17 protein-coding genes are annotated in these 15,045 nt (G+C 31.6%); 16 read left to right on the forward strand and 1 reads right to left on the reverse strand.

What is annotated here, in order from left to right; genetic code table 11:
- Nucleotides 1–68 precede the first annotated feature (68 nt).
- The 16 genes from ACFFHT_RS08825 to ACFFHT_RS08900 all read left to right on the forward strand — a co-directional run bounded on the left by ACFFHT_RS08825 (nucleotide 69) and on the right by ACFFHT_RS08900 (nucleotide 14,031).
- On the forward strand, nucleotides 69–821 hold the full coding sequence (locus ACFFHT_RS08825) for a ParA family protein (RefSeq protein ID WP_382375500.1): 753 nt from the start codon (nucleotides 69–71) through the stop codon (nucleotides 819–821).
- Nucleotides 822–841: 20 nt separating this feature from the next.
- A complete protein-coding gene (gene dnaB, locus ACFFHT_RS08830; protein WP_382375406.1) occupies nucleotides 842–2,197 on the forward strand; it encodes a replicative DNA helicase in 1,356 nt (451 codons plus the stop codon).
- A gap of 9 nt (nucleotides 2,198–2,206) precedes the next feature.
- Complete coding sequence (locus tag ACFFHT_RS08835) at nucleotides 2,207–3,658, forward strand: ParB family protein (RefSeq protein ID WP_382375408.1); 1,452 nt, start codon at nucleotides 2,207–2,209, stop codon at nucleotides 3,656–3,658.
- Entirely contained in the window at nucleotides 3,655–4,230 is a 576-nt protein-coding gene (locus ACFFHT_RS08840) for a DUF2857 domain-containing protein (protein WP_382375410.1), read from the forward strand. The genes ACFFHT_RS08835 and ACFFHT_RS08840 overlap by 4 nt, the downstream gene beginning before the upstream one ends.
- A complete protein-coding gene (locus tag ACFFHT_RS08845; protein WP_382375412.1) occupies nucleotides 4,227–5,654 on the forward strand; it encodes an STY4528 family pathogenicity island replication protein in 1,428 nt (475 codons plus the stop codon). Before ACFFHT_RS08840 ends, ACFFHT_RS08845 begins: the two co-directional genes overlap by 4 nt.
- Before the next feature lie 164 nt (nucleotides 5,655–5,818).
- The gene (ssb, locus tag ACFFHT_RS08850) at nucleotides 5,819–6,202 is read left to right on the forward strand and encodes a single-stranded DNA-binding protein (RefSeq protein ID WP_382375414.1); all 384 of its coding nucleotides are present in this window, start codon (nucleotides 5,819–5,821) and stop codon (nucleotides 6,200–6,202) included.
- Between the two features lie 179 nt (nucleotides 6,203–6,381).
- On the forward strand, nucleotides 6,382–7,098 hold the full coding sequence (locus ACFFHT_RS08855) for a PFL_4669 family integrating conjugative element protein (RefSeq protein WP_382375416.1): 717 nt from the start codon (nucleotides 6,382–6,384) through the stop codon (nucleotides 7,096–7,098).
- A 1-nt stretch (nucleotide 7,099) separates the two neighbouring features.
- The gene (locus ACFFHT_RS08860) at nucleotides 7,100–7,609 is read left to right on the forward strand and encodes a DUF3158 family protein (protein ID WP_382375418.1); all 510 of its coding nucleotides are present in this window, start codon (nucleotides 7,100–7,102) and stop codon (nucleotides 7,607–7,609) included.
- A 104-nt stretch (nucleotides 7,610–7,713) separates the two neighbouring features.
- Entirely contained in the window at nucleotides 7,714–9,531 is a 1,818-nt protein-coding gene (locus ACFFHT_RS08865) for a DNA topoisomerase III (protein ID WP_382375420.1), read from the forward strand.
- A gap of 741 nt (nucleotides 9,532–10,272) precedes the next feature.
- On the forward strand, nucleotides 10,273–10,785 hold the full coding sequence (locus tag ACFFHT_RS08870) for a DUF3577 domain-containing protein (protein WP_382375422.1): 513 nt from the start codon (nucleotides 10,273–10,275) through the stop codon (nucleotides 10,783–10,785).
- A 118-nt stretch (nucleotides 10,786–10,903) separates the two neighbouring features.
- Nucleotides 10,904–11,239 (forward strand): hypothetical protein, encoded by a 336-nt coding sequence (locus ACFFHT_RS08875; protein ID WP_382375424.1) that lies wholly within the window; start codon nucleotides 10,904–10,906, stop codon nucleotides 11,237–11,239.
- A gap of 97 nt (nucleotides 11,240–11,336) precedes the next feature.
- Nucleotides 11,337–11,978 (forward strand): DUF3560 domain-containing protein, encoded by a 642-nt coding sequence (locus ACFFHT_RS08880; RefSeq protein WP_382375426.1) that lies wholly within the window; start codon nucleotides 11,337–11,339, stop codon nucleotides 11,976–11,978.
- A gap of 20 nt (nucleotides 11,979–11,998) precedes the next feature.
- Nucleotides 11,999–12,442 (forward strand): virulence factor, encoded by a 444-nt coding sequence (locus ACFFHT_RS08885; RefSeq protein WP_382375428.1) that lies wholly within the window; start codon nucleotides 11,999–12,001, stop codon nucleotides 12,440–12,442.
- An 89-nt stretch (nucleotides 12,443–12,531) separates the two neighbouring features.
- Nucleotides 12,532–13,044, forward strand: coding sequence for a hypothetical protein (locus tag ACFFHT_RS08890; protein WP_382375430.1), 513 nt, complete (start codon nucleotides 12,532–12,534; stop codon nucleotides 13,042–13,044).
- Between the two features lie 85 nt (nucleotides 13,045–13,129).
- A complete protein-coding gene (locus ACFFHT_RS08895) occupies nucleotides 13,130–13,459 on the forward strand; it encodes a hypothetical protein (protein ID WP_382375432.1) in 330 nt (109 codons plus the stop codon).
- Nucleotides 13,460–13,557: 98 nt separating this feature from the next.
- Nucleotides 13,558–14,031 (forward strand): JAB domain-containing protein, encoded by a 474-nt coding sequence (locus tag ACFFHT_RS08900; RefSeq protein ID WP_382375434.1) that lies wholly within the window; start codon nucleotides 13,558–13,560, stop codon nucleotides 14,029–14,031.
- A gap of 557 nt (nucleotides 14,032–14,588) precedes the next feature.
- On the opposite strand, the gene ACFFHT_RS08905 is transcribed toward ACFFHT_RS08900, so the two are convergent.
- On the reverse strand, nucleotides 14,589–14,801 hold the full coding sequence (locus ACFFHT_RS08905; protein ID WP_382375436.1) for a DUF3800 domain-containing protein: 213 nt from the start codon (nucleotides 14,799–14,801) through the stop codon (nucleotides 14,589–14,591).
- Nucleotides 14,802–15,045: the final 244 nt, after the last annotated feature.

The following is a 15,045-nucleotide window of genomic DNA, read 5'->3' on the forward strand; positions in this document are numbered from 1 at the left end:
CAAAAAAGTGGTTTAAAGCCTTGTACTATATGCTTTTAAACCACTTTTTACCAACTTTTTTGTCCTATATGCCTAATGCTGCAAACATCTCTGCTTTTTGTGCCGATCATGGACTCAAAGTGCTTATGATTGATACAGATGTACAACCATCTTTGAGTTCCTATTATCAACTAAATTACTCTGCAAAAGGTGGTATCTATGAATTCCTTATAGATAAAAACACAAATCCAACAGATATAATTTCACATACAAATATCAAAAATCTACATCTTATAAAGTCTAATGACCCTACTGGTAAAATTAGTTTCTTATTGCGCAACTCGCCAGACGGTGTCATTCGTTTTAATTATCTTCTACAACAAATTCATGGTTATGACTTGATCATTATTGATACTAGAGGTACAAGAGATATTACACTTGAAATGTCAGTACTAGCTAGTGATCTTATTATTTCTCCACTCTTACCTGAGCTCTTATCTACGAGAGAGTTCCTAAGAGGAACTTTAAGCTTATATTCTGATTTACATACCTATTCAACATTTGGATTACAACTTCCTCCAATAAAAGCTATAGCAAATCGTGTTGATAATACTAATGATGCAAAAGATATTATTGCACAATTACGCCAAATATTTAACGAACCTCAATTCAAACAAAACTATCAAATAGAACTCCTAGATCTTGTTATTCCATCTCGAGTTGCTTATCGAGAAGCTAACACATTATGCATACCAATTCATCGTTATAAGAAAACAGAACATAACACAATGAAAAAACTATGTTCTGTATTATTTCCACAATTCCAACATCTATTTAACTAGTTAAATAGAAAGGAGGAAATATGACAAACAAAAATATAAATAATTTATTTGATGAACACTTAGAGTCAGCTGTTCTAGGAACACTATTAATGAATAACGAACAATGGGATAATATTTCTATTCTACTATCATCAGATATATTCTATTTGCACTATCACAAATTAATCTTTGATGCGATAAAGACCCGACTTACCAATGGTTCTCCTATTGATATTCTAATATTAGAACAAGATCTAAAAAAATCATTACCAGATAATGCAGGATTATTTGCATATCTTGTAGAACTTGTACAAAAAACACCTTTATCAAATAATATTGATATCTATGTCCAAAAACTGTATGAATTGAAGAAACTTCGTGAACTAGCTGAACTAGGCAATACTCTACAGAATGCTGTTTATAGTAAAAATACATCTGCTGATTCTATTCTTGCTATTGCAGAAAACCAATTATTTACCATAGCAGAAAATAAAACCTCTTCTACTATCAAAACTCTCACTGAATCTATGCGAGTTACTATCAAAAAAATTGAATCTGCATGTCAGAAAAACTCCTCAATTACTGGTATACCAACAGGTATTGAAGAACTTGATTATATGACAACCGGATTTCAGCCATCTGATTTCGTCGTAATTGCTGGCAGACCTGGAATGGGTAAAACAGCCTTTTTATTAACTTGTATTAAAGCAACACTAGAACAAAATCCAAAAGCAATCGTACAATTTTATAGCTTGGAAATGCCTAGTGATCAAATACTAATGCGTCTTATGTCAATGTTATGCAATGTGAGTTTGCAAGCCTTAAGAAATCCTCTTTTGTTAGATACAGAAAGCTTTAATAAATTAAGTAATGCTATGACATATATTCAACAAAATTGGGAAAACAGATTATTAATCGATGACTCTGCCACACTAACCCCAGAAATCCTACGATCAAAAATTCGTAGATATACTCGCTTACACGGACATCCTTCTGTCATTTTTATTGATTATTTACAGTTAATGAAACTCCCTAATCAGCCAAACAGATATGAAGAAATTAGTCGGATTTCTAACACACTCAAATCTCTTGCAAAAGAAATGCAATGTCCTGTTATAGCGCTTTCTCAGCTAAACAGAGCTGTTGAGGGAAGAACAATAAAGAGACCTACTAACGCAGATCTACGAGATTCCGGCGAAATAGAACAAGATGCAGATGTCATTATCTTGCTACATCGTGAAGATTACTATCAAAGCAAAGAAAAATGCACTGGATTAGCAGAAATTATACTAGGTAAGCAACGTAATGGTCCTACTGGTGATGTTATATCTCACTTTGTTGCACAATACTCCCGCTTTGAATCTTATACACAAGATAATATTACAACACTTAATTAGGAGCTACATATGACTGAAAAAATTTCTAGAGACAGAAAAAAAGCTCTTTTAAGACAGAGTATGCAAATTGGTGTTATTCAAAATAATTCAGAAAATTACAATTCTCAAGATGAGATAAATCATACAGATAATTCATCTAAATATATTACTGTAACCTTATCACAACTACGCCCTTTTGATGATAATCCTCGTAAACATAAAAATCCAAAATATAATGAGATAAAGGAATCCATTAGAATGAGAGGATTAGACTTTCCACCTAATATCACTAAACGTCCTAATGATAATTTTTACATTATTTCTGATGGAGGCAATTCGCGATTACAAGCTCTATATGAACTATACAAAGAAACTAATGACCCTCAATACTATTCTATTACCTGTTTATATAAGCCCTACAGTGGCGCTATACACTGTCTGATAGGACACTTAGCAGAAAATGATTTAAGAGGTGATCTTACATTCATAGAAAGGGCTTTAGCGCTCCAAAAAATAAGACAATCTTTCTCTCAAGAAAAAGATTCTAGCTTATCATTAAGAAAATTTTCAGAATTGCTTAAAGATAATGGTTACATCATATCACACCAACATTTATCAAAAATGGATAGATGTATTGAATTATTATATCCTGCTATACCTAATGTCCTTTCTAATGGACTAGGTAAACCACAAATCGAAAAATTATTACAACTATTCGACAAAACAAAAGATACTCTTATTCATATTGATAAAAAGGAGTTTCTAAATGTATGGATAGATACCCTAAATGAATTTGATAATGATGCTTTTAATATTGATAGTATAAAAAAACAATTAGATAAACATGTATCTAAGAAATTTAATATTAATCATATCGATAAACAAGGCACACAAGCAGAATCAAAAAATAATGGTCAAGAAATACATGAAGAAAAAACAATCAGTGTCGCCAGTGGCGACATTAACAATGAATCTGTCGAGCAAAATATTCTTACTCAATTTGGTGTGACATCATCTCAATCTCATAATTTAAGCTTAAGTGAACAAAGGAAAAAGCGTGCTCAACAAAATGGCATTGCTTTTGCCAATACTGGATGCCAACCAGTGGATGACATATGGCAAATATTTCCTGCTTTTGATTCACCAGAAAAAATAAAGTTTGAAATGTTTGGATTGGCAACTGACATTGCAAATCTCACAAATTTAAAACCTTACTTACATACATTAGGAAGAGATTTTAGTTTCACATTAGATCCTCTATCAACAGATGAGCACGATGATCTATCAATAAGTATACATGGATTACTATCTATAGTAGCTAGTGATGCTCACAAAGAAATACTCAATTGGCAAATCGATGAATCTCTTTTACTTGGACTGACTCATAACCCCATAATTACCGATGAATTATTAGTCAAAATATTTCGGCTTATACGCATTACACGTCAATTAAGACAACATTTAAGAGGTGCTTTGTCATGATGCAAGCTATCAATCAAATTATGCTAACGCATGTAATTTCACAAATAAAGGCAGGTAAATTACGTAATTGTGAAGAACTCGGATTCACTCCAGAAGAATTATCTGAAATAAATAAACTCACCGTAGATGAGTTAATTTATTTAGGACAAGTGAATACATCTTTTATTCATTTTAATATTAATCATAATTTACTAAATAAAATGCTTCAGCGTTCAAAAGAACAAAGTTATTCTCAAGATTTATTTGATCGAGCATTACTCCTAGGAGGAAGTATCGAATTAATGAAATATTTTTTTGGCGTTCAAGGGTATGAAGTGAGCGAAAGAAGAAGGTTATTACAAAAATGTATCTCTGCTGGCCGTCGTTCAGCTTATATTTCTGATGAAAAATCCAATGATGCATGGTATCTCTGGCAAGATGAATGCAAGAAAGATCCTCAACGAAGTAACCTTTGCTCCTTAAAAGCATTAGACAGCTTAATCTCTATTGCAGAAAAATTAGATCTCGATCTTACAATGCTGTGGAAACAAGTAAAAAAATGGGAAGATGATAAAAAAAGGAGAATCAAATGAAAAAAAATAATAAATCTATAACATCTCCTGCTGGTTTATTTTATTTTGGAAATCAGCACGAAACAGTACCTCTTAAATTATTACAAGATCCACTGCTAACAATTAAAGCTAAATATACATGGCAAATGATTAGATACCATGCAAAAACATTTGCCGGTAGTTTATTCCCATCTTATGAAAAATTACAAGAACTTTTATCTGATAAAGTATATCAACATGAAAAAGTCTCTAGAAAACTCGTAAGTCAAACTTTGTTATTGTTGCGACTTACAAGATGGTTAACACTCTGTGATAAAAAAAGGGATCCAAAAGGAAGGGTACTTGGTAATATTTATATCATTCATGATGAGCCCATTAGCATTACTGATGCTATCCACTTTGATTCTAATTATTTAACGCTACTTACTGAGTCAACTATTCACAACGATAAAATTGTCAGAGATGTTGCAAATTATATAGTTGATGAACTCAAAAGTGATAAAAACTTTTACTTTATTTCTCACATAGAATTAATGTTAAGTAGACTAGAACAGCATGAACAATCTATTCTGCAAAAAGATCATAGCTCACAAAGTGCAAAACAAATTATCAACGACATTTTGCATAAAGATTCTGATCAGGATATCCTCAATAATCAAAAGTCCGCTATGGAACTTAGTCAGAATTCTTTAAATTCTCAAAGTTCCTCTACGGAACTTAATAAAAATACTCAAAATAATCAAAGTTCCTACACGAAACTTAGTCAAAATACAACAAACACTACAAGTTCCATCAAGGAACTTAATCCAAATACTCAAAATTCCACTATGGAACCTAGTCAAAACACTAGAAATAATCAAGATTCCGCTATGGAACCTAGTCAAAATTCAACAAATATTCAAAGTTCCGCTATGGAACCTAGTCAAAACACTAGAAATAATCAAGATTCCGCTATGGAACCTAGTCAAAATTCAACAAATATTCAAAGTTCCGCTATGGAACCTAGTCAAAAAAATACAATATCTTCGTATAGTACAAGTAATGTATATAATCAATACTGTACTAATAGTACTATCAACAATATTCTAAATAATCTTTATCTCAATGATACTGAAAGAACAGTTATATTATCACTCATTAAACAACTTAATTTATCAAATGATATTGTTGAGCAAGTACTCTCAGAATCATTATTACGCATCAATATGGGAAACATACAAAGGCCTGTTAATTACATTTGTAGCTTATTGAATAAAGCTAAAAGAGGAAATTTTAATCAGTATCTAATTAAAAATCGAATTGATACATTACCTAATCAACAAAGACAGCAAAATTATAAACAATCTAGTGTATTAACAGCACATAAAAAACACAATTCAGAGACTCGCTCAGCAATAATACAGCAAGCTCAAGAATTAGATAATAAATTGAAATTACATTCATAATCCGAGTGTCGCCACTGGCGACACTTTTGTACAAGATTTCATTAGGATAATGATATCAAGAATATTTTTATCTATTTAGAATAACTAATTATATGTAGTTTTTATCATAAAATTTACTATGATAATTAGTACCTAAATTTATAGGTATAAATACAGGAGATTTTATGATTGGTGTAAATCAAGTTATTATATTAGGTAATCTTGGTGTAGATCCCGAAATTAGAGTGATGCCTGATGGAGATATTATCGCGACATTAAATATAGCAACAAGTCGGATCTGGAAAGATAAAGCTGGTAAACAAAACAGTACTACAGAATGGCACAGAATAACTTTATATCGACGACTTGCAGAAATTGCAAAAGATTTCTTAAAAAAAGGAAATAAAGTATTTATATCTGGCTACTTACAAACAAAAAAATGGACTGATGATAACGGAATTGAAAGATGGACAACCTCTATTATTGCTGAGCGATTACAACTGCTTGATAAAATAGATCAAACATCTCATCAAAAAAACACCTCAGAAAATATTGAAAGCTTAAATTAAATATCTCTACTTCCCTTCAATATTCACTATACTAGTATTTTTACTATTTTCCCAGTTAAAAACTGACTGTCGCCACTGGCGACACTTTTTATTCAAAATAAATAACTAATTAATAATTGTTTTAATATCTCTAATATTTATGATGTAAGCTCTTTTTAATTAACATGGAGAGAGTTTTTATGACTGACCTAAATCTTAATATTGGCGCATTACATACAGATATTACTCTAACTTTACATACACATCATGCAACCAAAATCTGGAAAGGAAAACAAATTTCTTTGCCAGATGGTACATTATCAACTCGTATTATTAGCATTCCATCTTGTCTAAAAATTTTAAATCAAATTCATCAACATTCTGCACAAGATAATCCCTATGCAGATGCTTATCTTTTAAAAATAGAACAACAAATTCTTAGTGCTCGTAAAATATTAAGTGAAAAACAAGAACAATTACTTGATTTATATACAGATAAACTACCTGAAGATATTAAACTATCCCAAAGTTTTAATATTAATCCCGTAAAAATTCCTTTGATCATCCGTTCTAGTATAGGTTATCAATTAATATATTTACTATCTGATTTTGATAATCTAGTTCGTATTGCATTAACCGCATCTCATATTGCTATTCTTAATAGAGATGAAACGAAAAATATTATAGAAAGAACAGCTCATCTATTACGTTCTATTCTAGGTATTATTCAACGGTATCAAAATGCAAATATCACAAGAAATGAATTGAAATCAGGCTCTATTTCTGCCCAAGCAGTACTTAAGAGATTTGGTGAACTCCCTTTGGAAATTTTAGAGAGAAAACAACGTAGTCAATTTGCACCTAACACTACAAACAGTAAAGATGAAAGTCCTAAAAGTGCTATAGAAGGAGAATAAAATGCCTAATAATTATAACGCTCTAACAAAAGAGGACTACCAAAATCTTATTTTTAATACACCTCTTAATTCAGCACTAAAAATGCTTTTTAACCCAATACAAAGTGCTGATGATTACACTATCTTAAAACAATATATTGAAGAATCTAGAAATGAACTATTTAAAATGGCTCAATCCATTTTATATGCTGCAAAGTCTTATCCTTTAAATCATTTACCTATAATTTTTATTATAGATTCACAAAATTCATCAGGAGGAAAGTTTTTACGTTGGAGAGATCAATCTAACGGTCGTTCCGGAAAATATGCATGGGATAAACTAATAATAAATAACCATGTTCCAATAGAAATCAGATCTGCATTACGTGATTTAGAAAAAGATCGTATTGCATTTAATATGCAAATGTCCATTCTAAATTTTATTCTACGACAATGCAGAGAATGCTCACTGAAAATACAAGAAATTGATACATTGTTTATGGAACATAATAAAGAAGTTCATTACAGGTAAATCCTATTATAAAAAAATGCAAACTATCCACTAAAAGGCCTTTTAAAAGTAAGAGAAAGCTAGCCTTTTACTCTTATAAAGACAGCATTATATAGGATATACATATGACAACATTATATTTATGTGAAAAACCCTCTCAAGGTCGAGATATTGCAAAATTCTTAGGTGCTACACAACGGGGAGATGGCTATTTATCAAATCATGACAAATCACTGGTGGTTACTTGGTGTGTCGGTCATTTAGTGGAGCAAGCAGAACCCCATGAGTATGATGAGACCTATAAAATATGGGATTTTAATGCGTTACCAATTATTCCTTCTAAATGGCTGATGAAAGTCAAAAAAGAAACCGCAAAACAATACAAGATTGTGATGGGGTTGATTAAAAAAGCACAACTTATTGTAATTTCAACTGACCCAGACCGAGAGGGCGAAGTTATCGCTCGTGAATTACTTGATATGTCAAATTATAAAGGTGTCATACAGCGCCTTTGGTTATCCGCACTAGATGATGGCAGTATTCGCAAAGCACTATCATCTTTGAAATCTGATGCAGATACAAAATCCTTATATTTTGCTGGACTGGCAAGAAGTCGTGCTGATTGGTTAGTGGGTATGAATCTTACTCGATTATTTACCTTAATTGCACAAAAACAAGGCTATAAAGGTGTCATGAGTGTAGGGCGTGTACAAAGCCCTACATTGGCTATTGTTGTACAACGTGATCGCGAAATTGCAAATTTTATACCAAAGCCTTTTTGGCAAGTAAAAGTTGATTTAGTGAATAAGCAAAATCAAATGTTTGCTGCATTTTGGCAAGCACCTGAATCAAATTGCGATGATGAGGGACGCTGTATCGATATGGCAGCCATTAATCAAGTAATGTCAGGGTTAAATGTGTCATCAACAATGATTGTTGGTAAGATTGAAACAAAGCCCAAATCAGAATCGTCACCTCTCGCTTTTGACTTAGGTACATTACAACAAACTTGTTCCAAATTATTTGGTATGGGCGCTGCTCAGGTGTTGAAGATTGCTCAGTCATTATATGAAACACATAAAGCAACCACTTATCCGCGAACCGATTGTGGTTATCTCCCCGAATCGATGATTGCTGAAATTCCAATAGTAATAAAATCATTAATGATAAGCGATCCTGGAATTGAGCAAATCATTTCTACTCTCGATCTCACATTACGTTCTCGCATATGGAATGATAGTAAAATTACAGCTCACCACGGCATTATTCCGACAACACAAAAAGTAGATTTAAGCAAAATGGATGATAATGAATTAAAAGTCTATCAGCTCATTAGACAACATTACCTTGCTCAATTCTTACCATTGTACAAAGAGGAAAATACGGTAGCTACGTTGGAACATTCTGGACATCAATTTGTAGCGAAAGGTAAACGCATCATTCAATTGGGCTGGAAAACGCTATTTACACATGATAAAGCGGATGATGAAGAAAAACAGATTTTACCAATATTAAATGAGAAAGATAGTTGCCAAATCAAAGATGCTCAAGTGTTAACATTGAAAACAACTGCACCAAAACGGTACACAGAAGGTACATTAATTGCAGCAATGAAAAATGCGGCACGTTTTGTACAAGACGAAAGATTAAAGCAGCGTCTTAGAGAAACGGAGGGGCTGGGAACGGAAGCTACAAGAGCGGATGTAATTGAAAACTTATTAAAACGTGGCTATTTGAAAAAAGAGAAAAATAATATTGTGTCCACTGAATCCGGTAGTGCTTTAATTGATATTTTACCAGATATTATTAAAGATCCTGGTATGACTGCATTGTGGGAGCAAGCTTTAAATGATATAGCCAATAATAAAATGAGTTTAAATGATTTTATGTATAGTCAATCTCAATTTATCCAGCAAATTATAAAAAAATATTCATTTCAATAAAAAAATATTTGAAAATACCATATTTCGTTTTAAAATATATTATAAAGTAATGATACATCTTATAGTGTTGGGTAACTTCTAGAGATGTATTAAAACCGTTTGAAGTAAAGTACTTGAATTTACTGAGCATTTTGAAATACGGTTTCTCTTAAGAGTAAATGCAATTCATCAATAAATACATTTAATTTATCTCTGTCGTAAAGTTTTTATTATTTCTATTTTATGTGTATTAATATAAAAACAATAAAAACTTTACGACTATTTTATCATTACCAATGAACAATGGTGAAAAATGTTCTCCTTTTGTACAGTATGTGCCACCGTTTATCTGATCAAGGCGAATTATGATCAGAAGAAGTTATCTTCTTTTTCGTCTACATCAATTTGCCATCTGTATTAGTCGTAGCAGATGGCTTCTTATTTTCTTTTGTATGTAAACTCTCTCTTTCTTTTTATCTATTTTTTATAACTAAAAAAAAATTTAAATTTCACCATATCTCTGTTTCAATAATGTCATTAAATCGCTATCGTAGGTAGCATTTAAAACCAAGCACTGACCTGTAATGTGCTGATATCTTTATTTGATATAAATGGTCGCCTTTAAGCTATATGCTTACTCACTTTTTATAGTGATATTTATGTTTTTACTTTCATCACCCAAAATAACGGGAAACACTTTTCCCTTTATTGCGGGGTAAATATGTTTCCCTTATGTTTATGTATTAATTCCGGAGAAACATTATGAATATTCAATATTTCAATTTATATACTAATGGTATAGGTTATATAAACCAAATTCAGAAAATAGATACAGAAGAATCTACTAATTCTTTTTTTACCTGTCGAATCTCTGCTCTTGTAGGTAATAATACCAATATTAAATATCGTTCATTTGATACGATTATCTCTAACAAAGATGTAGAAAAATTAGTTCTACGTTGCCAACAAGCTGTTAATCAAGGCAAAAAAGTTCTTATTTCATTTGTATTATCCGATATTTGGTATGAAACTTTTCTTCATAAGAAAAATGGGAAGTATTATAAAAAAGGAGATCCTGGTGTTTCATTAAAAGCATATTTGATCAAAATAAACATGATCAAAATTGACGGTGAAACTAAATATCTTTCCGATCAAGATATTCATACTAAAAATAATATCACAATAGCCTCTGATAAAAATAATGTGAATTCTGCAACAAGCAAAAAGAAATCAACAAAAAAGATTTCTAAACTTATTAATGAGGATTCATTTTAATTTTTAATCAGAATATATCAATACAAATAAAGTCTTTTCTCATCAACTGCTTTAAATAATTATTAATAAGCAAATTCTTATATGCGTTAACTAATCTATCCCCAAAAAGGAAAATATTATGTTTTCACAATTTAACGATCTATTTCATCCTTATTTAGAAGAATGGAATAAAATTCTAGCATTTTATGATGATTGCGTTACAGAAGCAGATGTAATGCAACGTTCAAAAAAATCAGGATCTAATTCTATATTTGATATTTATCTTAATATTATTATAGAACGTATCATTAAACATTTTTGTGATCAATTAAACATCGAGGAAAAAGATGCTTACTTTTATTTTTATCTGAATAGCTGTGATTCGCAATTCTATATTAATGGTATTCTCATCGACTCCTATAATACTTACCAAAATGTATTAACTATGTTTCAAAAGATTATTAACGAATCTTAATAAGATCTTTATTGTTACCCTCACCAAGGAACACTTTCCCTCGTGAGGGAAGTGTTCTCTATAATTGTTATTTAGTAACACTTAATGGAGAAATTTCATGAATACTTACTCAAAATTTGCACCTAATGTCTTTGTTGCAAGATGCCCTGAAATGCACGCAAAAGGTGAAATTATCACCTTAACAAGTAAATATGGCAAAGAAACAGAAGTTGAAATCTATAACCTTGTAAAACAGCAAGAGGGATTTTTCTTCTATTCTTTTGTTCGTTGTGATGGATTAAACCGTCAAACGTACGCAATGAAAAAGGCTCAACGTTATCAAGATTGTGCGGATAATGCTTCCACACGAAGCAATCAGTACATTGAAGCAGCGAATGAAGGACGAGAGTTTCTTTCGCTTGGTGAACCTATTAAAGTAGGACACCATAGTGAAAAACGCCATAGAGCATTGATTGAACGTAATGCAAGACGTATGGATAAAGCCATTCAAGAAATGCAAAAAGCAGAACAATATGAGGATAAAATCCCTTATTGGCAAGCAAAAGCTGAGACTGTTGATTTATCTATGCCAGAAAGTCTAGAATATTTTTTGTTTGAATTGGCACAAGCCAAAGCTAAACATCAGGAGTTAAAAAATAATCCTGAAAAACGGACGCATACTTATTCGTTAACTTATGCTAAAAAAGCTGTTAATGAGTTAATGAAAAAAGTTGAGTTAGCTCGACGCCTTTGGGCATAAATTGACTATAAGGAACGATTATGGATCGTACTCTTATTGTGTTTGATATGGATACTCATTGTCTAGAACAAAATTATCACAACATTAGTTGGCGTAATGCGTATTCAGACATTCAACGTATCTTAAAAAAACACGGTTTTACGAATATTCAGGGTACTGTTTATTTAAGTGATATTGGTATAAAACAAGCTCACGGTACATTAGCGTTACAAGAAGTTGCTGTACGCTATGAGTGGTTTGCCAAATGTGCATCTAATATTCAATTTTATGATCTAAAAGATGATTTTAATGCACAATTTATTGTAGATGGCGTACAGGCAGCAAGAGAAACGTTTAAACGTTCTCTTGAAGCATTAAGAAAAGAACTTCTAGATGCAGGTCTTTCTCCAACAAAAGTTGAAGAAATTATCGGAAAAAGAGCTTTTTCACTACAATACCTACAAGAAAATCAACTTATTAAATAGTTTAACCTTTCATTATTACCTACCCACTAGGGAAACATAATTCCCTATGGGTATTGTGTTTCCCTCTTTTATTTCTTAGGAGAAACACAATGAATACCTTAACAAATTACTTTCAAAAACGTTTAATTGAATTTGGCTTTCCAATGGACTTAAATATTGAATATTCTCTAAGCCATTGCCAAGGAGATGGTGTTGCTTTCTATGGCGATATTCGTTACGAAGATTTTTTAAATCTTTTTAAACATATCTATCCAAATGAGCAGCGTAAATACCAAATGTTTAAGCGTTTAATCAGTGCTATCTTTGGCTGGGAAGCTCTTTTTTACGACACGATTAGTATCGTGGGAAATTCATTCAGTTGGCGATATTCACATTGGAACACTATGAAACTCGATGCACCTTGTTCTGATGATCTTCTGTTCTTTTGTGATAAGAATCTTCAAACAGAATGGTATTTTCCTAAACAATACGTATCAAGATATAAGGCACTCTGGAATGATTTTATTTATGATCTGCAAGTATATATTCAAGATGTGTCTCGACAATTAGAGACTGAAGGATATAGATTACTTGAATCAACACTTTATCAAAAGGAAATATAATCAATCTTGTTTTAGGTTTACTCATCAGGGAAATATTATTCTCTGGTGAATATAGTGTTTCCCTATTTTATTTAGGAGAATTGCTATGTCTTATTTCGATATTTATCGTAATTGTTCACCAAAATATGATGAATGGGAAGAAATCCTCAATCATTATCAAGATTATGTTGAAGATGAAGATATTTGGAAAATCGCTAGAGAAAGTAAAGAATTACCTATATTAGGTAATATTTATCAAAACTTAGTTTTAGATCGAATCATATCTCATTTTTGTGATGAAACTGGTGTTGAGGAAGAGGATTTAGATATCTTTCTTTTTATCAATTCCATTGATACGCATCTTGTTATTAATGGATGGGATATTTGTACAGTTGCAGATTATTGGGGCTGTATAGATAAATTTAAGAAAAAATAGAAGAAGATAATTAATTTTTCTATTTCATCACCCAAGCGGGAATACTCCCGTTTGGGCGGTATTCCCTTTTTTATTTTTTAAATTAGAGGAAGACCGATATGAATTTAACTGCGGAACAAAAATTAACTATTAATAATGCTTTAGCTTGTCTTGAATGTATTATGGAGGAATCTCCAGTATATCAATCTGATTCGCCAATGTTAACTTCTTCTGAACTTGCAGCTAATTATTGTCGATTGAAGATTGGGGCAGAAACAAGAGAAGTGGTTCTAGTATTATTTTTGTCTAATCAGCACAAGCTGCTTTGTGCAGATATCATATTCAAAGGCATTATCAATCAAGCCAGTATATCTCCTAGAGATATTATTAAGAAAGCGTTGGAGGTAAATGCTGCGGCAATGATCATTGCACATAATCATCCATCAGGTGATGTCACGCCAAGTAATGCTGATTTTACCATTACTAAAAAACTAAAAGCAGCTTGCGAATTATTTGACATTCGGCTTTTAGATCATTTAGTGGTATCGATGAAAGATGTTTATTCTTTCGTTGAACACGATGATATGGCTTAGCTTTAATTTGTCAACAAAAGCGACTTCGGTCGCTTTTTTATTTACCAGCTCTTATTTCCTAAAAAGAAATTTCAACGTACAAATATATTCTCTTATAGTTATCAAGATCTAAAAATAGAGTGTTTTCACTTCGTTATATATCCTTAGCGTTTTATAAGGCTCACTCTTCTCATCTTCAAAATGATTTTGAACAATTCCTGAAATAATATCTGCTAACTGGACACCTAGATGACATTTACTATCACACTGTGTAGTATGGATAATCGTTTTAGCACCTAATTCAAACCAAATCGATGTTTGCAGATAATCATGTAATGAATTCCCACTTTCAACTTTTATTGCTCATTGATCCACATTGAAAATAACTTCATCATATCTAGCAAACTCTCTAGCTAGCAGAAGTTTTATCATATAATTATATAACTTATTTGGGTCTTTTCGGATATGAGGCATTACTTTTTCTTTATATACAGTAATACAAAAATATTGAAGATCATTTCCTAATTTATTTTTTTAATCAACTAATTTTTGTGCTATCCAAAGGCGATGTTCTGATTCTAGATTGGCCCATTTAACTTCTTTATTGGTTTGGTAGGAGTCTTTGTTTTTCTATACAAATCTTTCATCAACCGTTTAAGTAAATGACGTTTATCATGATTAACTACGATTGCAGCAATCGTTAAATAACGACTTGATCCACCTTGACGATAAGGTGCGTCAAACTTCCATCCAAGATCTCCGCTTTCATCAAGATAAACTGAAATTTGCATTCTAATGATCCTTTAATACAAATAATTAAGCCACCAATTTATCATAAAACTGGTGGCTTGAAAACTTGGGCGACAGCCCCTAATGCTGACGTACTTCACATACGCTTACGATACAGAAACCGCTTCGCAGTTTAACTAGGATTTACCCGTCGCTCCGTATTATTATACCCAAAAAAACCAATATCACAACATTATTTTCCTTGTCAACATATTGTATTTTTCCAACTACGAATGATTTAAACAA

Source organism: Gallibacterium melopsittaci, assembly GCF_042433085.1.
GTDB lineage: Bacteria > Pseudomonadota > Gammaproteobacteria > Enterobacterales > Pasteurellaceae > Gallibacterium > Gallibacterium melopsittaci.